This is a genomic window from Leptospira kirschneri serovar Cynopteri str. 3522 CT, from assembly GCF_000243695.2.
Taxonomy (GTDB): Bacteria; Spirochaetota; Leptospiria; order Leptospirales; family Leptospiraceae; genus Leptospira; species Leptospira kirschneri.
The window spans coordinates 734,413-753,621 of sequence record NZ_AHMN02000004.1 but is presented as its reverse complement, the minus strand read 5'-3'; the positions used below and the strand labels follow the sequence as shown (position 1 = coordinate 753,621).

Genomic DNA, 19,209 nt, shown 5'->3' with positions numbered 1-19,209 from the left:
TTCTAAACTTTGTCCAAGTACAGTTTCTTATCTTTTCGAAGGTTCTAAGTAATTAGTTACATGTCAGCTAAAAAAGAAATCTGGGAAGAATGTTCCACTTTGATCCGTAAAACACGTGAAGGAGATCAAGTTTCCTTTGAAAAGTTTCTTAGGCTCGTAACCGGAATTCTCAGATCGTATCTCGGTCCACGTATCAGCAACGAAGAAGATCGAGAAGATTTAATTCAAGAAATTCTAATCGGACTTTATAAGGCCTGGGATTCTTATCGAGAAGATCGTCATCCCGCGCCTTGGGTTTTTGCAATTGCTAGATACAAGACGATCGATTATCTACGAAAAAAGAAAAGTGGAGATCGTGTGTTTGCTACGGATAATTTGGAATTTTTTGCTTCTCCTGAACCGGTTGAAGAAGAACCGGAAAAGGCCAGAGAAATTTTAAAAAAATGGCTGAACGTTTTAGACGGACGGCAAAAACAAATTCTCACTCATCTCAAACTAGACGGAATGAGTGTTCGAGAAGTTTCTGAAAAAACCGGACTTTCCGAATCCAACGTCAAGGTAATTACTCATAGAGCAGTTCAAAAGATTCGAAAGCATTTTTCACTCGATCTCTAACAAAAGAGCTGCGATCATCGTCCAAAGATTACTATGGATTCTGATTCTTTGAACGGTGTAGAATTTTTAGATTCTATTTCTTCGATTTCTAAGGAAGAGTGGAACCGCATTTCTGATCCTAAAAGTCCTTTTTTAGAATATGATTTTTTACGTTCTTTAGAAGTTTCTGGTTGTATTGGGCCATCCACTTCTTGGATTCAAAAATACTGCGTTCTTTGGAAAGAAAATCGTTTTTCGGCGATGATTCCTTTGTTTTTAAAATTCGATTCTTATGGTGAATACATTTTCGATTTTCAGTGGGCTCATTTTTTTGCACAAGCGGGACTTTCTTATTATCCAAAGGGCCTGGTCGCAGTTCCTTTTACTCCTGCAAACGGAAAAAGGATTTTACACGATGAGAGTCTAACGTTGAAAGAAGTTTGTTCTTATCTGATTCCCGAACTAATTCGTTTTTGTGAGAAACAAAAATTATCCGGAGTTCATTTTTTATTTTTGGATCGGGAAGAGTCTGAAATACTTTCTGAATATGGATTTGCAACCAGACTTTCTCATCAGTATCACTGGATCAATCCTGGATATTCTAATTTTGAAGATTATCTACAAGCGATGAAATCTAAAAAAAGGATGCAGATCAAAAGAGAAAGAGAAATCGTTAAAAGTTACGGCTTTGAAATTAAAGTTTTAGAAGGAAATGAAATTTCAAAATCCGACATGAACGCAATCTGGAGTTTTTATTCGGACACACATTCTCGCAAGTGGGGCTCTGCGTATTTAAACCGTAAATTTTTTGATTCTTCTTTTGAAACATTTTTAGATAGAATTGTACTCGTTCTTGCTTATAGAGATGGTAAAGCGATTGCTGGAACTTTCAATCTACGAAAAGGAGAATTTCTCTACGGAAGATATTGGGGTTGTCTGGAGTATCATCCTCATCTTCATTTTGAATGTTGTTTTTATCGATTGATTGAATATGCAATTCGCGAGAAGATCAAAGTTTTTGAAGCAGGTGCACAAGGCGAACATAAATTTGTTCGAGGTTTTCCGGCGATTCCTACTTATAGTTCTCATTTGATTTTTCATAGTGGCGCTAGAAATGCGATTGAACGTTTCTTAAAAGAAGAAAGATTTCATATGCAGGAAATGATCCAAGAGACAAATGAACATTCCCCCTTAAAAAAAGTTCATACGGATAACTTGTTTGTAAATGAAGTTCTGAATCTTGGACTTGCGGATCAGGAGAACTGTGAATCATGAGCGATATCTTTCGATTTGATACGGAAGAACAAACTCTTACCAAAGAGAAGATAAAATTAAAGAAACCTTCTAAATATAGAGTCATTATACTGAACGACGATTTTACTCCTATGGAGTTTGTTGTTTGGATCCTACAAATGGTATTTCATAGAAGCCGAGCGGAAAGTCAACAGATCATGTTGAAAGCTCATATTACGGGTAAGGCGTTATGCGGAGTTTATTCCCACGACGTGGCTAGAACTAAAGTGGCGCAAGTGCAACAATTGGCGGAACAACATGGATACCCGCTTCACTGTACGATGGAAGTGGAGGAAGGAGAGGAGTTATGATTCTTACGGAAGAAATGGAACGTACTTTAAGAAAGGCTTGGGAAGAAGCCAAAAAAAGAAGAAACGAATTTATCACGTTGGAACATATACTTCTGGCTTTGACCTATGATTCTGTTGCCAAAGAGGTTCTAGAAGCCTGCGGAGCGGATCTAGAAAGATTAAGAAAGGATTTAATCGGTTATTTGGAAAGTGAACTGGAATCTTTTCCGGAATCTTCCGGAGAGGTCGATCCTATTTATACGATTGGTGTACAACACGTTCTTCAACTTGCTGAGTTTCACGTTCAATCTACTCGAAATAAAAAGATGGATGGAGGAGACGTTCTTGCCGCTTTGTTTCGAGAGGATCAATCTAACGCGGTTTATTTTTTAGGTTCTCAGGATATTTCCAGGTTAGACATCATTCGTTATATTTCTCACGGGATTCGTAAAGATTCTAAAAAAATCCCAGGCAAAGAAATTGCGGGCGAAGAAGGAGAAAAAATCTCCAATCCTTTACAAGCGTTTTGTGTGGATTTAACCGCAAAAGCAAAAGAAGGAAAACTAGATCCTATGGTGGGAAGAGAAGATGAACTTGATCGGACCATTCATATTCTATGTAGAAGAAGAAAAAACAACCCTATCTTTGTGGGAGAAGCGGGAGTCGGTAAAACTTCCATCGTGGAAGGACTTGCGCAAAGAGTGGTGGACGGAAAGGTTCCGGAACCATTAAAGAATTTGAAAGTATATTCTTTGGATATGGGGCTTTTACTCGCCGGAACTAAGTTTAGAGGAGAATTTGAAGAAAGACTGAAAAACGTTGTCGTTCAAATCACCGCACAAGATGATCACGTTCTTTTTATAGACGAGATTCATACGATCATAGGAGCCGGAGCGGTTTCCGGTGGTTCTTTAGACGCTTCTAATCTTTTAAAACCAGCTCTTTCCAGTGGAGAACTTCGTTGTATCGGAACCACCACCTATAAAGAGTTCAAAACTATATTCGAAAAAGATCATGCACTTTCCAGAAGGTTTCAAAAAGTAGAAGTAGGAGAACCTTCTATTTCGGAAACGATAGAAATTTTAAAAGGCCTTTTAGAAAAATACGAAAGTTTTCATAAGGTTAAATATTCGTCTTCTGCAGTGGAACAAGCCGCTGAGTTATCGGCGAGGTATATTTTAGATCGTAAACTTCCAGATAAGGCGATCGATCTTTTGGACGAGGCTGGCGCCAGGGTTCGTCTTAGAGAAAGTGGTAAAAAAACGGTTACGGTTCGAGAAATTGAAGATTTAGTTTCTAAAATTGCAAAGGTTCCTTCGGTCACTGTTAAAGCGGATGATCGGGAAAAACTTAAAAATTTAGATGAAGAATTAAAAGCCAAGATTTACGGACAAGACTCGGCGATTGACCAACTCGTTCAGTCAATTCGACTTTCTAGAAGCGGACTTTCCGAACCTGGAAAACCGGTTGGTTCTTTTTTATTTGCTGGTCCGACTGGTGTAGGTAAAACGGAACTGACTCGTAAACTCGCCGAAATCTTAGGAGTGGAACTAATTCGTTTTGATATGAGCGAGTATATGGAGAAACATACGGTTTCCCGTTTGATCGGTTCTCCTCCCGGTTATGTCGGTTTTGAACAAGGAGGACAACTTACAGACGCAGTTTATAGAAATCCTCATTGTGTTTTGCTTCTAGACGAAATCGAAAAAGCTCATGAAGATATTTATAATATACTGTTACAGATTATGGATCATGCGACTCTAACGGATAATAACGGAAGAAAGTCCGATTTTCGTCAGGTGATTTTAGTAATGACCACAAATACGGGAGCAAGAGAACGTTCTACAAATCCTGTGGGTTTTGCAAACGATCTTTTAGAAGATAGAAGTCTTAAAGCGATCGAAAAACAATTTTCTCCAGAGTTCAGAAATCGTCTTACGGCGGTTATAGAGTTCTCTTCTTTAAATCAAGAAAATGTAACTAAAGTAGTTGCAAAACAGCTTGCTCTTTTACAGGAAAGATTGAATTCTAAACAAATTGAACTTGAGTTTAACGAAGATGTACTCGTTTACATCGCAGATAAAGCTTATACTCCGGAGTTTGGTGCAAGACCCGTTCAAAGATGGATCGATACTTATATTTCAAAACGGATCTCCGAAGAAATTCTTTTTGGCGTTTTAAAATCCGGTGGAAAAGCGAAATTGATTTCCGGTAAAGAAGGAATTGAAATGGAATTCTCTTCCGGAAAAAAGAATTAAATCTAATGAAACAAATTACAATTCGTATCTTTTTGATACTTCTATTTATCTCTTGTAGGGAAAATTCTCTTCTAATCGAAGGGAAAACAATTTCCACGGACCTACTAGTTGTTCCTTCCCATCAAAAAAAACATACAGAGTATTTTAGCGAAAGTAAAAATTTAATGATCGCTTCCGATTCTCCTGAGGCGACACAAGCAGGGATCGAAGTAGGCGCGTTAGGTGGAAACGTAGTGGATGTAGTTGCCGCGACTTCTTTCGCCATTTCCGTAACAAGACCCCATTCTACTGGTCTGGGCGGAGGGGGCTTTCTAATTCTTTATCTAAAAGAATTTTCGAAACCGATCGCTTTCGATTTTAGGGAAAGAGCACCTAACGCTTCTTCTAGGGATATGTATAAATTAAAACCGAAAGAGGATTCTCTTTTTGGATTTAGGGCAGTAGGTGTTCCGGGATTTGTTGCGGGGCTCGTGCAGATTCAAAAACGTTTTGGAAAACTTCCGCTCAAAACGGTAATCTCTCCCGCGATCCGACTCGCTGAGAATGGATTTCCTGTTTATCCAGATCTTCAGTCCGCAATTCAAAAATCTTCTAAAGATATGGACGAAGAAATGAAGAAAATTTTTCTTCCAGGAGGAAAGGTTCCGGAGTTAAGAAGCATTCTCATACAGAAGGATCTTGCAAATTCTCTCAAACTCATTTCCGAAACCGGTGATAAAGAATTTTATCACGGTAAAATTGCGAACTCGATTGTAAACGCGATGAAAAAAAACGGAGGTCTTGTCACTCTACAAGATCTGAGTGGTTACAAAGTAATCGAAAAGAAAACGGTACATACGACTTATCATGATTATACGATTTATACGATGCCTCCTCCTTCTTCCGGAGTTCATCTACTGACTATGTTGTCTATGGTGGAAACAAAACCTCTGAAAGAAACGTATGAAAAAGATCCGGTATTATATTATCATTTTATTGTAGAAGCGATGAGAAGAGGTTATGCGGATAGAGCGATGTTAGGTGGAGATCCTGTCTTTACAAAAATCCCGATCGAACGTCTTCTGTCTAAAAAATATGCGGAAGAAAAAATTTCAGATTTTGATCTTAAAACCGCTTCTAGTAGTTCTTCTTTTTTAAAAACTTTGAATTTTGGAGTAGAATCTCCACAAACCACGCATATTTCCGTCATGGATCGGGAGGGAAACTCTGTTTCTACAACTCAGTCCATCAATTTTAGATTTGGGGCTTCTGTAGTTGCTCCTGGAACTGGAATTGTGTTAAACGATACAATGGATGATTTTAGTAGAGCTCCGGGAGAACCAAATGTATACGGTCTAATCGGTGCGGAAGCGAATTCGATACTTCCTAAAAAAACTCCTTTGAGCAGTATGTCTCCTACGATCGTATTTAAAAATAAAGAACCTTTTTTAGTTACCGGCGCGCCTGGAGGTTCTTATATCGTAAACGCTGTTTTACAGTCTCTGATCTATAATTTAGATTTTAATCTGACTTTGTATGAATCCGTAGCCAGAGGAAGAGTACATCATCAATTTTTTCCGGATGCGGTATTTATAGAAAAATCGGTGAATGAAAGAAACGTATTCGATGGTCTTTCTTCTAAAAAACACGATCTTAGAATCGCTCCGAACTTTGCGAAACTATTTTCTGTCAAAAGAGAGAATGGCATGCTCTATGGAGCTTGCGATCCACGTGGAGAAGGGGCCACAGGCGGACTTTGAAAACAAAAGAACTCACTCAAACAAAAATAGAAGAGGTTTCTTTAGAAATTCTTCTCAGACACGCGGTAAAAGCGAAACACGGTCTAGAAAAAGAAAGTATGAGAGTCAATCCAGATGGAACTCTTGCAGGAACAATTCATCCAACTCATTTGGGTTCTAGTTTAACCAATCATTATATCAAGACCGATTTTGCAGAACCACAACTAGAATACGCGACTCATCCCCGTCCTAAAATAGAAGCAAATATTAGAGAATTACAAGATTTGCATATATTTACGATTCGCAAGCTGCAAAACGAGCTCATCTGGCCCTTTAGTATGCCACCTGTTTTACCTGAAGAGGAAAACAAAATTCCACTCGGACAATATGGAACCTCTCATTCTGGAAGATGGAAAACGATCTATCGTCATGGATTGGGTCTTCGTTATGGAAGAAGGATGCAGACTATTTCCGGAGTTCATTATAACTTTTCTTTTTCGAAGATTTTCCTCAGACAATTTTTGGGAAAAGAAATTTCTAATTTTACAAAGGAGGAGATTTCCTCTTTATATTTACACGTGATTCGAAATTTTTTAAGAAGGGTTCATTTTCTGACCTATCTTACCGGGTCTTCTACAGTTTTTGATTCTACGTTTTTGCCAAATCCTGGAAATTTGAAGTTCGAAAAACATAAGAGTTTTACGTTATATTCGACTTATGCCACGTCTCTTAGAATGAGCGAGATAGGATATACGAGTAAGGTTCAAGATACATTAGGAATTCATTATAATTCATTGGAAGAATACGTGGATCGTATGTGTTACGCGGTCCATACTCCTTATCCTAAATACGTTTCTTTTTCTGAAAATAAGGACGCTCAACTCAACCCAAATTATCTTCAAATAGAAAACGAATTTTATTCTCCGATTCGTCCGAAACAAATTCCAAAAGGAGATGAAAGACCCTTAGACGCTCTTCTTCAAAGAGGAATTGAATATATAGAAATTCGCTCTTTGGATATAGATCCTTATTCTCCCCTAGGAGTCTGCAGATCCAATCTTGCGTTTACTCAATTGATTCTTTTAGATTCTTTGTTAAAGGACTCTCCTTCTATTTCCGAAGAAGAAAACTTTGTCTTAAAAGAAAATTTGAATTCAGTGATTTGGGAAGGAAGGAATCCAGAATTAAAAATTAGCGTAAACGGATCCAAGAGAAATTTCCAAGAAGCAGGTGCAGAATACTCTGAATCTCTTCGCCACTACGCTAAAATTTTAGATCTTCATACCGGAAGACGTACGTATCAGGAAGCGATCGATTTCCAAATTAAAAAGTGGAAAAATCCGGATAAAACCCCTTCTGGAAAATTACTTTCGGAAATTCTAAAACGTAATATAGAATTTAGAGAAAAAGGAATTGAGCTTGCTCGTGAAAATAAGAGGGCGCTTTCCTATTTAGAATATTCACCTGGAACCTTGATGAAAATGGAAAAAGAAACGATTCGTTCTTTTCAGGAAAAAGAAGAATTAGAAAAACAGGAAATTCAAACTCAGTATCCTACTGTCAAACTATGCAATCATTGAAGTTGAAACCGGGGGAATTTCTTTCTCCGGAAAAATTCGTTCTAGAAGGATTTGAAGATCTGGAAATTTCTACCCAGATCGTACTTAGAGATGCTCTCAATCGAGGGTTAGAAGTAGAAATTTTAGATCGTAAAAATCATTTTTTAAGACTTAAAAATCAAAACGGGCTTGTTCAATATGTAAAAGAAGCTTCTAAAACTGCACTGGATTCTTACATAACCTTTCTTGTAATGGAAAATAAAACGATTTCAAAAATTATAATGTACGAATACGGCCTTCAAGTTCCAGAAGGAGATAGTTTTGTAGATTCAGAGTCGGCTTTATTTTTTTGGCAAAAGAATTTTGATCGAAAGATGGTAGTAAAACCTGTAACCACGAATTTTGGAATCGGAATATCGATTTTACCTCCTTATACCTCTGAAGAAGATGCAAAAAAAGCGATCAAAATAGCGTTCAATCATTCCGAATCTATCATCGTGGAAGAGTTCGCGGAAGGAAGCGAATATCGTTTTTTAGTGATCGGAGAAAAAACCGTAGCGGTTTGTAATAGAATTCCGGCTAACGTTACGGGAGACGGAGTTCATACTATCCAAGATCTTGTATCTTTTAAAAATGAAGATCCTAGAAGAGGAGTAGGACACGTGACTCCTTTAGAAAAAATTCAGTTAGGCGACACTGAGTTAGACGTTTTACAACAATCCGGTTTTACTAAAGATTCTATTCCAGCAAAGGATCAAAAAGTATTTTTAAGAAAGAATTCGAACATTAGCACAGGAGGAGATTCTATGGATGTGACGGATCTCGCGCATCCTTATTATAAAGAACTTGCAGTAAAGGCCGCGCAGTCGGTGGGTGCAAAGATATGTGGAGTAGATATTATCCTACAAGAATTGGAAAAAAAAGGTGATTATAGAATTTTAGAGTTAAATTTCAATCCTGTTTTATATATTCATAATTATCCGTATGAAGGTAAGAACAGAGACGTAGGAAATAGAATTTTAGACTTACTTGGTTTTTAAGGATTTTTCTTAAGTTTTACGTATTTTACAATATCTCTGGATTCATACATACGTGTATCTCCATCTACTAAAAAAGGAACTTGGCTTTTTCCTCCTAGTTGAATTACTTCTTCTCTTCCGGAAGTTCCACGACTGGCTTCTATTAGTTCATAATCTTTTCCGAGGACGAGTCCCATTTTTTGAAACTCGTCTCTTACGTAAGAACAGTAAGGACAGGATTGAAAATGATATAATTTCATCCTGCGTTTAAAATCCCCGCTTTTTTCTGAAGATCTCCTGTCTTAGCCATCTCTACTACAATATCATGACCGCCTATAAATTCTCCGTTGATGTAGAGTTGTGGTATGGTAGGCCAGTTCGCATATTCCTTGATTCCTTGGCGTATCGTCTCGTCTGAAAGAACATTAAAAGATCCAAATTGAATTCCTAAACTTCTCAATACGTTAGACACACCGGCAGAAAAGCCACACATAGGAGCCTCCGGGGTTCCTTTCATAAATAAAAAGACCTTATTCGATCCAATCAAACCGCCTATTTTTTGTTTTAATTCGTCGTTCATTCTTGTATCCTCGTTTCTAACGCTAAAGCGTGCACTTCTTGTTTTAGTTCTTCTTTTAAAGTTTCGTAAACCATTCTATGTTGTTCTAAAATGGATTTACCTTCAAATCCTTTGTAGATTACAATTGCTTTGATATGTACTCCGTCTCTATAAGGGTCTAAGATCGTTACCTTAGAATCGGGAAGACCGGATTCTATTTTATTTTTAATTTCATCTATTGTCATCGTTCTTTCTTTGTTAGACTTAAGATCCAGTGGATTTTTTCTCGGAGATTTAAGTTTTAGAATTTAGAAAGCCATTTTTGTTACAATCCCAAATTGAAATGTTTTTTACAGTATTTTAGTCAAGATTTCTTTACTACAAAGATAAAATTGATCCGATTTGAAAGTTTATGAGTTTGTTCGAGTTGATTTCAAAAATGATTTAAGTTTTATTTTAAAAAGTTTGTTTTTTTTCAGACAATTTATAAAGGTTTTTTGTACTAAAGTATGCTTCAAAATTGCAAAGAATACAAATCGTCAAAGATACTTTCAGAAGACAGACGAATTTTGTTTTGTATGTTCTATACTGAAGGTAAGTTGATATTTTCTAGAAATATCAATCAATCATATCGTAATTCTCTAAAATATTGATTTGTGATCACCTTTCAAAGAAAGGCAAGGCGGTTTTATATTTAGTCTTTTGTTATCCTATGCACGTAAGATTGCTGATCTCTATCAAATTGAGTACATAAATGTTTATCACAAAGTGTAGTTTCACGTGAGCAGGGCGTAAGAAAATGAGAAAGAATTTTTTAAAAGTATGAGTTCCTACAATTTAAGAATTATTGTAAAACCAGTGTTTGTGGTAGTTCCTACATTTTAAGAATTGATCTGTAAAGTCCAGATCTCAACTTTTTTCAGAAAAATAAATTTTTGGATCTCTCTACGAATTCACATTAAAATATAAGTTTGTAGGAGTTCTCACAGATTAAGTCGCGTTACAGATTTGTAAACATTCAATTTTTTTGATTCGAATCCACATTTATTTTTTATGGAAAAATCAGGTTTTTATAAAACAATCTATTACGTCGAACTCAAGTTTCTTTTATACAATCATTAACTGGAGCTGAAAGAGCGGTTCGGCAACGCCAGGTTCACAGGGTTTTTTACGCCTGAATTCATAGGATTGAAGTGTAGATTTTCTTTATTATATGTAGCTTTTGATTAGAAATCAAAAATCTGTCTTCGTTTGGAAGAACTTGAGTTATAGATAGAGTACGCACTTTTAAGAACTAGTTTCTAAAATAATTGCGTGTAAACCTCTATCGATCCAAGGTTTAAGAATGGAATATACCATTCTATGTTGTTCTAATTTAGATTTTCCTAAAAAACTAGAAGAGACTAATACAATTTTGATATGAGTGCCTTCCGGTTTATTTTCCGGATTTCCGGTGTGACCTGAGTGTTGTGCGCTAAAATCCTCCACTTCTATAAAAGTAGGATTCAAATGAGAAATTAATTGGGAACGGATTTCTTCTTTAAAACTCATAGACTAGTTTCGGATTCCAATTCCCTTTTTTAATAGATATACGGAAAGAATATAAAAGGATAAGGTTGCCGCTCCGATCATAGAAAGTGCAAACCAAGGATGAATGTCGCTGATTCCTAAAAAACCGTAACGAAACGAATTTACCATATATAAAATTGGATTTAATTTGGAAACGTTCTGCCAAAAAGGGGGAAGCATCTGAATGGAATAAAACACTCCACCTAAATAAGTCAAAGGAGTTAAAATGAAAGTGGGAATGATCGTCACGTCGTCGAATTTCTTAGCGTAGAGAGCGTTTAAAAATCCTCCAATTGAAAATAAAAGAGAACTTAAGAATACGGTTGCGATTAACATAGGAAAATTATGAACTTCTAATTTTGTAAAAAATAAAGAAATCGCAATCACTAAAATTCCTACTAAAATCCCTCGGATCACTCCGCCGATCGTATATCCCAAAACGATTAAGGATGGAGGAGTAGGAGACACTAAAATTTCCTCTACGTTTTTTTGAAACTTGGCTCCGAAAAAGGAAGATACTACGTTGTTATACGAATTGATAATCACAGACATCATCACAAGGCCAGGGACGATAAATTGTATATAAGTGTGATTTCCTATATTTCCTATTTGAGAACCGACTAACTTTCCGAAAATAATAAAGTAAAGTGAGATCGTGATTCCAGGAGGAATGATCGTCTGAATCCAGATTCGTAGAATTCGAACCGTTTCTTTAATGACTATGGTCTTAAATGCGTTGTATTTTTCGAATAGGTTCATAGTTTTTTCTCTACCAATTTTAAGAACAACTCTTCTAAACGGTTGGATTTGTTTCTCATACTACTAATTTTAATTTCGTTCTGATCTAAAATTTTAAATAAATCATTTAAAGAAGCGTCTCCGTAAATGGAGACTTCTAAAGTGGAGTTATCTGTTTGTTTGATTTCTACTCCCGGAATCGTTTTATAAGAGTTGAGATGCCCGGTAAAATCTAAGATAAAGGTTTCGTGATCTAATTTTTGAAGTAGTTCTTTCATGGAAGTATTTTCTACGATCTTTCCCTGATCTATGATGGCTATATTTCTACAAAGACTTTCCGCTTCTTCTAAATAATGAGTAGTGAGGATCACGGTGATACCGGAAGAATTCAACCTTTGTAGAAATTCCCAAAGAGACCTTCTGAGTTCAATATCCACTCCCGCTGTTGGTTCGTCTAAAATTAAAATTTTAGGATTGTGAATGAGAGCCCTTGCGATCATCAACCTTCGTTTCATTCCTCCGGAAAGTCTGCCGGCGGCTTCTTTTCTTTTTTCATATAGTCCGAGTTGTTGTAGATATTCTTCGGCTCGTTCCATTGCTATTTTACGATCCATTCCGTAATAACCACCTTGGTTGACTACGATTTGACTCACTCTTTCAAAGATATTAAAATTAAATTCTTGAGGAACAACTCCTATATACGATTTCGCTTTAGAAAGATTACTATCTAAATCCGCGTCAAAAATTTGAACCTTGCCGGAAGTTTTATTTACGAGCGAACTTAAAATGCCGATCGTAGTGGACTTTCCGGCTCCGTTTGGACCAAGTAGGGCGAAAAAATCTCCCTTTTCTACGTTTAGGCTGATCCCTTTGAGAGCCGTGATTCCACCTGAGTATGTTTTGACTAAATTTTCAATTTGCAGTGCAAACTTCATAAATTTTGAATATTCCTATTATTCTTTGGATTGTAAAAGTTCTTTTGCTTTTCTGGCGGCATTTCTTGCAATTTCGGGTAACGCAGGATGTACATAGATCATTTTTAAAAGATCGTCTAAGGTACCTTTCATCGTCATTAGAAGAATAAAAAGATGGATCAAGTTTGAAGCCTCGTCTCCGATCACATGAGCTCCTAAAACCTTTTTGGATTTTTTATCTATTAGGATTTTTACGAATCCGGAGTCGGATAATCTGGCCATTCCAGTAGCACTAGCACTGTATGAATTTTTTGCGGCTACGTAGTCGATTCCTTCTTGGATCAGTTCTTCTTCCGTTTTTCCTACTTTGGCGATCTGAGGATGTGTAAACACTGCATGTGGGACCGGAGGATATTCGATAGGAGCTCTTTTTTTTTCCTGATATAAGGTGCGGAATAAAAATTCTCCTTCAAAGTTTACGGAATGTCTGTAAAAGTATTTTCCTGTAATATCGCCTAACGCATACACGCCGGGAGAAGTAGTTTCTAGATATTCGTTTACGATTATATACCCGTGTGGATCCGTCCGAATATTCGTATTTTGTAGATTTAGAAGATCCGTATTGGGTCTGATTCCGGTGGCTACTAAAAGAGCTTCTGATTGAAGCAAGATCGTTTTCCCCTGTGAAGTCGCTTCTAAATAAAATAAATTTTTATTATATTCTATTTTTTGAATGTTTGTGTGTAATAATACATTATGTTCTTTTGTGAAAATTCTTTCGAATTCGTCAACTACGTCTTTGTCCTCGTTTTTGAGCATTCTATTTCGGACTAAAAAAGTGACTTCGCTGCCGAAAGAGGAATAAGCGAAACCTAGTTCTAACGCAATAAAACCGCCTCCGATTACGATCATAGATTTGGGCAGATCGGTTCTTCTAAGTGTTTCTCTACTCGTCATAAAAGGAGTGCCCGCAAGTCCAGGAATATCCGGGATCGCTGGTCTTGCACCGGAAGCGATAAAAATTCTTTCCGCGGTCAGTTGTTCTCCGTTCACTGTGATAACCTTATCCGAGACAAAACTAGCGGTTCCGGAAATATAAGTAATGTTCGGATTTTTATCATAAGCGGGAAGGATAGAAGCGGATTCATCGTCTACGGTTTTAGAGATTCTTTCTATAAGAGTTTTAAAATCCACTTTAGGTTTTTCAGGAAATGAAATCTGAAACTTTTCTGAATGTTTTGTAAGAGAAAGAATCTCTGCGGGATAGATCAACATCTTAGAAGGGATACATCCTCGATTGAGACAGGTACCACCCGGATTTTCTTTTTCAATTACGGCGACCTTATAACCGATTTTAGAAGGGGGAGTGACTAGTTTTGTTCCTCCTCCAGTTCCAATTACTATCATATCATATTCTTTCATAAAAAAGAACCGCCTTGGTTACAGATTTTAAACCGGTGCTGGAGAGGCAAACGATTTCTAAAATTAGATCTTAAACTAAAATTTCTCAAAGATAAAATTTAGAAATAAAACGATATTTCAATTTACCATTTGTCTCTCAACGAACGAATCGAAATAAAAAGTTCTGTAGGAGTTTGATCTAAAAGACGTTTCGGAGAAATTTTTATAGAAACGTTTTTTAGAAGTTCGGAAGAAGGATAATCACATTGAAGAAATGTATTGATTCTTCTTTCTTTACCAAGATTGGTCGTGATAAATTCTATGTTTTTAGGCAATCGTGAATATTCTTTTAAAGTATCAATTGCTTCTTGATTGGAAGGGTTCAGAGATAATGTGAACTTTAAATTTGTTTCTAAATAGTCATGGCCAGGATACAGAAGGATTTCTTCTTCTAAAGAATAAAACTGTTCTAAAATTGTTTTTGCAAGAACCGCAGGGTCTCCTCCTCGAAGACAATTTCCAACACCTGCGTTAAAAAGAGTATCTCCCGTAAAAATTGCTTTCGGTTTTTGATTTTCGACAAGAAGAATACAAACGTGACAAAAGGTGTGACCTGGAGTATCTAAAATTTCTAAATATTCTTTTGCAGAAGATAGAATTTTATCTCCCTTTTGGATAGGATGAGTCGCGTGTGGAATTTTTCCGATTCCTCCCGGATGAGAATAGACTATACAGCCATATCTACGGACCAGTCCTTGATTTCCAGAAGTATGATCGGAATGTTCGTGTGTATTGAGAATAAAGTCAAGCTTCCAACCTTTTTGATCTAAAAAGGACTCGATTTGATCAGAATCGTAAGGATCGATCGAAATCGTTTGGGAAGTTTCTGAATTTTTAAGAATATAGGTGAAGTTTCGAAGAGGACTATTTGTATAGATTCGATGGATTTCCAGAAGAGCGCCTAACGAATAATATCCAGATGTTTGTCTAAATTTGCGATTTTTAAAATAGTCATAACGTCTCTACTGATATTTTTGAGTTTGAGAGAACCGTTTCTTTCCGTTACATATTTTTGGGAATTAAAAATGGCTCCAATTCCGGAGGAATCCAAATATGCGTCTCCCGAAAAATCCAGAATGATTTCCGTAAAACCCTCTCCATGTTTTTTGATAATCAATTCCTTGAGGGCAAAAGCGTTTTTGAGGCTGATACTGCCTTGGATTTTGATGGTGCAAGTTGTGTCTTGGGTAAGAATTTCTGTATTAAAATTTTCCACGTCTATTTTACTCGGAATCAGTTTAAATCGTATTCGATTGATTTACTAGGTAAACAAAATTTTTTAGGAACTACTTACCTATAAGAAATTTTTTATAAATAAAAAAGAATTCGCTGGAAATCCTAATGGAATCGGTAAATTTAGACAACATTTTCCTGAAAAATCCTCTACAGATCGGAACTGTTTTTTAATTTATGCGCATAAAATTTTGGGGTGTACGCGGTTCGATTTCTTCCTCGGTTCGCGGAGAATCGATTCGCAGTAAGGTGCAAAAAATTCTCAGCCTTGCAACTCCAGCAGACCTACAAAGCCCTGATGCGATCGACTCCTTTTTAGATTCACTTTCTCTTTCTTATTGGAGTACTTATGGGGGAAATACGACTTGTATCGAAATCCGAGATAAGAAAGACAATTTAGTCATCATAGACGGTGGCACCGGTATTAGAGAATTGGGAAATTCTATTTTGCACGAAGGTTTCCTGGAGGGGAAAGGAAAGGCAAAATGGATTTTTACTCATACTCATTGGGATCATATCCAAGGTGTTCCTTTTTTTGTTCCTCTTTATTCTCCCGGAAACGTATTTGAGTTTTTAAGTTCTGTGGATAACTTGGAGGAACGACTTAAGTATCAACATAGTTTTACACATTTTCCGGTTCCTTATGAAGGATTTAGAGCCACTAAAAATTTTAAATTCATTCCGGAGGGAAAGGCATTTCCCGTAACTGAATCTATCTCGGCGATTTCTAAATCGGTTCGTCATCCAGGTGGAAGTTTTTCCTATCGTTTTGAAGAAGAGGGCAAGTCTCTTATATTTGCTTCGGACGCGGAATTTAATCTGGACGAGATGGAAAATATTCAAGATTATCTAAACTATTTTCGGGGAGCAGACGTACTCGTTTTCGATACTCAGTATACGTTCGAAGAATCACTTCAAAAAATCGATTGGGGCCATAGTTCGGCTTCTATGGCTACGGACATAGCCTTACGGGCAAATGTGAAAAAGTTGGTGATGTTCCATCACGATCCTTCCTACGACGACGAAAAGTTAGACGCGGTTTATTTAAGGGCGTTAAAATATAAAGAGATGTTTGATCCCAACAATCGTCTTGAAATTATTATGGCGCACGAAGGTCTAGAGCTAGAAGTATAACTTGCGGTTTTTCTAATATTATAAATTAAGTTTCATCTTTTGTTCTAAACTTTTTGGAGAGGGTCTTTTATGAGTGATTATATCATCGGTATAGACGCCGGAACTACCGGGATTCGAATTTTTTGTTTTAATAAATCAGGAAACATAATTTCCAGCGCTTATTCCGAATTTAAACAACATTATCCAAAACCTGGTTGGGTGGAACACGATGCGGAAGAGATATGGGCCAAAACCGAAAAGCTTATCTTAAAAGCGATTCGAAATGGAAAGTTAAGTCCTTCTAAAGCGGTCGCGATCGGAATTACAAATCAAAGAGAAACCACAGTATTGTTTGATAGAGATACCGGAAAACCTGTTTACAACGCGATTGTATGGCAATGTAGAAGAACTTCCGAAACCTGTATGGATCTTAAATCCAAAGGATTAGAATCTCTTTTTCGTAAAAAAACAGGATTGGTTTTAGATGCATACTTTAGCGGAACCAAAATTCAATGGATTTTGGAAAATGTAAAAGGTGTAAAAGCAAGAGCGGAAAAAGGAAAGGTACTTTTTGGAACCATAGATACGTATTTACTCTATCGATTGACCGACGGAAAATCGCATAAGACCGATCATACGAATGCAAGTAGAACTTTGATCTACAATATCGAAAAGAAAGAATGGGATAAAGAATTAACTCAAATATTAGGAATTCCTGATTCTATTCTACCAGAAACGCATAACTCTAGTTCATTGTTCGGAAGAACGGAAAAGGTAAAAGGACTTCCGGATGGAATTCCAATTTCCTCTCTTGTAGGAGATCAACAAGGAGCTTTATTCGGTCAACTCTGTACCGAACCTGGGGAAGCTAAGAACACGTATGGAACCGGATGTTTTCTTCTTTTTAATACCGGAAATAATTTTCAGATTTCTAAGAACAATTTACTTACTACCCTGGGATGTGGACCGGAGGGAAAAACTGTTTATTGTTTGGAAGGATCGGTTTTTATAGGAGGTGCTGTAGTTCAATTTTTAAGAGATAATTTGAAATTTTTCAAAGAATCTAAGATTTCTGAAAAGTATGCGTCTTCCATAAAAAAAGAAGACGACGTGGTTTTTATTCCTGCCTTTGCAGGGTTAGGCGCTCCTTATTGGGATATGAACGCGAGAGGTGCAATTTTAGGTCTGACAAGAGGCACTACTGCGGAACAGATCACAAGAGCTGCGCTCAAATCGATCGCTCTCCAATCTTATGAACTCGTAGAGGCAATGGAAAACGATACCGGTTCTAAATTAAAAGTTTTGAAAGTGGACGGAGGTGCAACTGGAAACTCTTGGTTGATGCAGTATCAATCTGATATATTAGGAAAACGTGTAGTTCGTCCTTCTAATGTAGATACAACGGTACTAGGAGCGGCATTTTTGGCTGGATTAGAAAGAGGTTTTTTTCCTTCCGTAGCGGATCTGAAAAAGAAATTGAAAACCAGTAAGGAGTTTTCTCCGCAGATGAAGCAGTCTCAGAGGGAAAAAGAAATCCAAATTTGGAAGGACTCAGTTCAAAGGATTCGAACTAATCAATAATCAAAACCTAATAAACAAAATTCGAATGTCTTTTTAGAGGATGTAATTCCGCCACCGCATAAAACCCTGAATTCAGGAAAAAAAAGAATTTCTAAAATTCTTCCGGGAGGGATTTTTAAAAAGAACTGTTCGTTTCTTTCTCGTTTAGAAATCAGAGTATCCATTCGAATGATTTCTACCCACTCTAAGACTTGAAAAAGAATCGTTTTTTCGGTTACGGAGTAAAGCCGGATAGAACGAGCCCCGAAAATTTGAAAATTGAATTTGGAGGTTTTCAAAAGACTTTGAAACGCCACTTCCATTTTTTGATTTGGATCTGTTTTAGGATTTTCTATAAGTTCTTGATAAATCGAGAATATTCCATTTTCGTAATAAATTTTTCTTGAAAAATTTTTAAAAATTTCTTTTTCGATTATTTCTTCCAAAGATTCACCCACTTCCGGTTTTTTAGTCGGAGAATTTAAGATTGATTTTAATTTGTTTTTGGAAATGTTTTTTTCGATCATCATTTTGACCGGAGGAGAAAGTTTAGGATAGGAAAATCGAATGATTCTTTCATCCATTGAAGTCAAAATCCGATTTAAAAAAGGACCGTGTATCAAAGGAAGGATTTCAATCTGGAAAATTTGATCCCGTAGAAATACGGCGAACTCAGGTTCGTGACTGAATAGATTGGAAACGATCGTCTGTTCTTCTGCGGGAGTTCCTGCAAAAAGAATTTTCACCAAACGAAATAAATATGATTTTTGTTTTGCGTTGAAGTAGAGGGATTCGATTTTTTCCTCTACTTCCGATTCGGATAATTCCGGGTTTATTATATCTTTTAAAGACAAATAACGTGTGGAAATCATCTTGTTTCTTCTTTGTTTAAATAGAATAAAACTTCCGGTTCTTACAACCCCTATGGTAGTGAGTTCTGATTCTTGTCTAGAAATTTGAAAAGGAATAGAACCAACTGGAAGATACGGATTTTGTAAAATTGGAAATTTAACGTTATCCGAAATTTCAAAGGATTCTTCTGGAAAACGTTCGTTTTTGGAATAAATTTTTCCTTCTTCAAAACTCAAGTAAGCTTTGAAATCGACAGATTTTGAGGAAAATGAAATCCGATTCCATTCTAAGGAATATAAAAATCTAGGTATGAGTGTAGGAAATGCAAATAAAAACGGTAATTCTTCGATTTCTGTTGGTTTAAAATCGTAAAATGGGTCTATTGTAGATTTTAGTCGAACGGCAGAGTCAAAATCGGCTTTGATGAAAAAATAGTTTAACCCTTCTTCGAAAGACATTGTATTTTATTAATTTTAAAA

General features: G+C 36.6%; 19 protein-coding genes. 9 read left to right on the top strand and 10 right to left on the bottom strand.

What is annotated here, in order from left to right:
* Positions 1-60 precede the first annotated feature (60 nt).
* Genes LEP1GSC049_RS220930 through gshAB form a run of 7 tightly spaced genes read left to right on the top strand, consistent with a single transcriptional unit; the run spans position 61 to position 8,752 of the window.
* Entirely contained in the window at positions 61-615 is a 555-nt protein-coding gene (locus LEP1GSC049_RS220930; protein ID WP_004752292.1) for an RNA polymerase sigma factor, read from the top strand.
* Between the two features lie 33 nt (positions 616-648).
* Positions 649-1,869 carry a GNAT family N-acetyltransferase gene (locus LEP1GSC049_RS220935; RefSeq protein ID WP_004763198.1) on the top strand — a complete coding sequence of 407 codons (1,221 nt, stop codon included), beginning with the start codon at positions 649-651 and terminating at the stop codon, positions 1,867-1,869.
* Positions 1,866-2,198 carry an ATP-dependent Clp protease adapter ClpS gene (gene clpS / locus LEP1GSC049_RS220940; protein WP_004751993.1) on the top strand — a complete coding sequence of 111 codons (333 nt, stop codon included), beginning with the start codon at positions 1,866-1,868 and terminating at the stop codon, positions 2,196-2,198. Before LEP1GSC049_RS220935 ends, clpS begins: the two co-directional genes overlap by 4 nt.
* Complete coding sequence (clpA, locus tag LEP1GSC049_RS220945; protein ID WP_004751716.1) at positions 2,195-4,435, top strand: ATP-dependent Clp protease ATP-binding subunit ClpA; 2,241 nt, start codon at positions 2,195-2,197, stop codon at positions 4,433-4,435. The genes clpS and clpA overlap by 4 nt, the downstream gene beginning before the upstream one ends.
* 5 nt (positions 4,436-4,440) lie before the next feature.
* A complete protein-coding gene (gene ggt / locus LEP1GSC049_RS220950) occupies positions 4,441-6,174 on the top strand; it encodes a gamma-glutamyltransferase (protein ID WP_004763161.1) in 1,734 nt (577 codons plus the stop codon).
* Entirely contained in the window at positions 6,171-7,733 is a 1,563-nt protein-coding gene (gshA, locus tag LEP1GSC049_RS220955) for a glutamate--cysteine ligase (protein ID WP_004758872.1), read from the top strand. Before ggt ends, gshA begins: the two co-directional genes overlap by 4 nt.
* Positions 7,721-8,752, top strand: coding sequence for a bifunctional glutamate--cysteine ligase GshA/glutathione synthetase GshB (gene gshAB / locus LEP1GSC049_RS220960; RefSeq protein WP_004752084.1), 1,032 nt, complete (start codon positions 7,721-7,723; stop codon positions 8,750-8,752). The genes gshA and gshAB overlap by 13 nt, the downstream gene beginning before the upstream one ends.
* Here gshAB and LEP1GSC049_RS220965 read toward each other — a convergent pair.
* From LEP1GSC049_RS220965 to LEP1GSC049_RS221000, 9 genes are all read right to left on the bottom strand, one after another.
* The gene (locus LEP1GSC049_RS220965) at positions 8,749-8,991 is read right to left on the bottom strand and encodes a glutathione S-transferase N-terminal domain-containing protein (RefSeq protein WP_004752102.1); all 243 of its coding nucleotides are present in this window, start codon (positions 8,989-8,991) and stop codon (positions 8,749-8,751) included. The two genes, gshAB and LEP1GSC049_RS220965, sit on opposite strands and share 4 nt — an antisense overlap.
* Complete coding sequence (grxD, locus tag LEP1GSC049_RS220970; protein ID WP_004752490.1) at positions 8,988-9,311, bottom strand: Grx4 family monothiol glutaredoxin; 324 nt, start codon at positions 9,309-9,311, stop codon at positions 8,988-8,990. Before grxD ends, LEP1GSC049_RS220965 begins: the two co-directional genes overlap by 4 nt.
* Positions 9,308-9,535 (bottom strand): BolA/IbaG family iron-sulfur metabolism protein, encoded by a 228-nt coding sequence (locus LEP1GSC049_RS220975; RefSeq protein WP_004752309.1) that lies wholly within the window; start codon positions 9,533-9,535, stop codon positions 9,308-9,310. Before LEP1GSC049_RS220975 ends, grxD begins: the two co-directional genes overlap by 4 nt.
* A 1,042-nt stretch (positions 9,536-10,577) precedes the next feature.
* A complete protein-coding gene (locus LEP1GSC049_RS220980; RefSeq protein ID WP_004752674.1) occupies positions 10,578-10,841 on the bottom strand; it encodes a BolA family protein in 264 nt (87 codons plus the stop codon).
* Between the two features lie 3 nt (positions 10,842-10,844).
* Positions 10,845-11,618: an ABC transporter permease gene (locus LEP1GSC049_RS220985; protein ID WP_004752428.1), complete on the bottom strand. Its 774-nt coding sequence runs from the start codon at positions 11,616-11,618 to the stop codon at positions 10,845-10,847.
* Entirely contained in the window at positions 11,615-12,532 is a 918-nt protein-coding gene (locus LEP1GSC049_RS220990; RefSeq protein WP_004752570.1) for an ABC transporter ATP-binding protein, read from the bottom strand. The genes LEP1GSC049_RS220985 and LEP1GSC049_RS220990 overlap by 4 nt, the downstream gene beginning before the upstream one ends.
* 18 nt (positions 12,533-12,550) lie before the next feature.
* Positions 12,551-13,933, bottom strand: coding sequence for a dihydrolipoyl dehydrogenase (locus tag LEP1GSC049_RS220995; protein WP_004758906.1), 1,383 nt, complete (start codon positions 13,931-13,933; stop codon positions 12,551-12,553).
* A 122-nt stretch (positions 13,934-14,055) separates the two neighbouring features.
* Positions 14,056-14,754, bottom strand: coding sequence for a hydroxyacylglutathione hydrolase family protein (locus LEP1GSC049_RS0204980; RefSeq protein WP_078131401.1), 699 nt, complete (start codon positions 14,752-14,754; stop codon positions 14,056-14,058).
* A 119-nt stretch (positions 14,755-14,873) separates the two neighbouring features.
* On the bottom strand, positions 14,874-15,188 hold the full coding sequence (locus LEP1GSC049_RS221000) for an STAS domain-containing protein (protein ID WP_004752197.1): 315 nt from the start codon (positions 15,186-15,188) through the stop codon (positions 14,874-14,876).
* Positions 15,189-15,382: 194 nt separating this feature from the next.
* Between LEP1GSC049_RS221000 and LEP1GSC049_RS221005 the strand changes: the two genes are divergently transcribed.
* Together LEP1GSC049_RS221005 and glpK are read left to right on the top strand one after the other, a co-directional pair.
* A complete protein-coding gene (locus LEP1GSC049_RS221005; protein ID WP_001220497.1) occupies positions 15,383-16,339 on the top strand; it encodes an MBL fold metallo-hydrolase in 957 nt (318 codons plus the stop codon).
* Positions 16,340-16,408: 69 nt separating this feature from the next.
* Positions 16,409-17,899, top strand: a complete 1,491-nt coding sequence (gene glpK, locus LEP1GSC049_RS221010) for a glycerol kinase GlpK (protein ID WP_004752069.1) — start codon at positions 16,409-16,411, stop codon at positions 17,897-17,899.
* Here glpK and LEP1GSC049_RS221015 read toward each other — a convergent pair.
* Positions 17,893-19,188 (bottom strand): hypothetical protein, encoded by a 1,296-nt coding sequence (locus tag LEP1GSC049_RS221015; RefSeq protein WP_004752358.1) that lies wholly within the window; start codon positions 19,186-19,188, stop codon positions 17,893-17,895. The two genes, glpK and LEP1GSC049_RS221015, sit on opposite strands and share 7 nt — an antisense overlap.
* Positions 19,189-19,209: the final 21 nt, after the last annotated feature.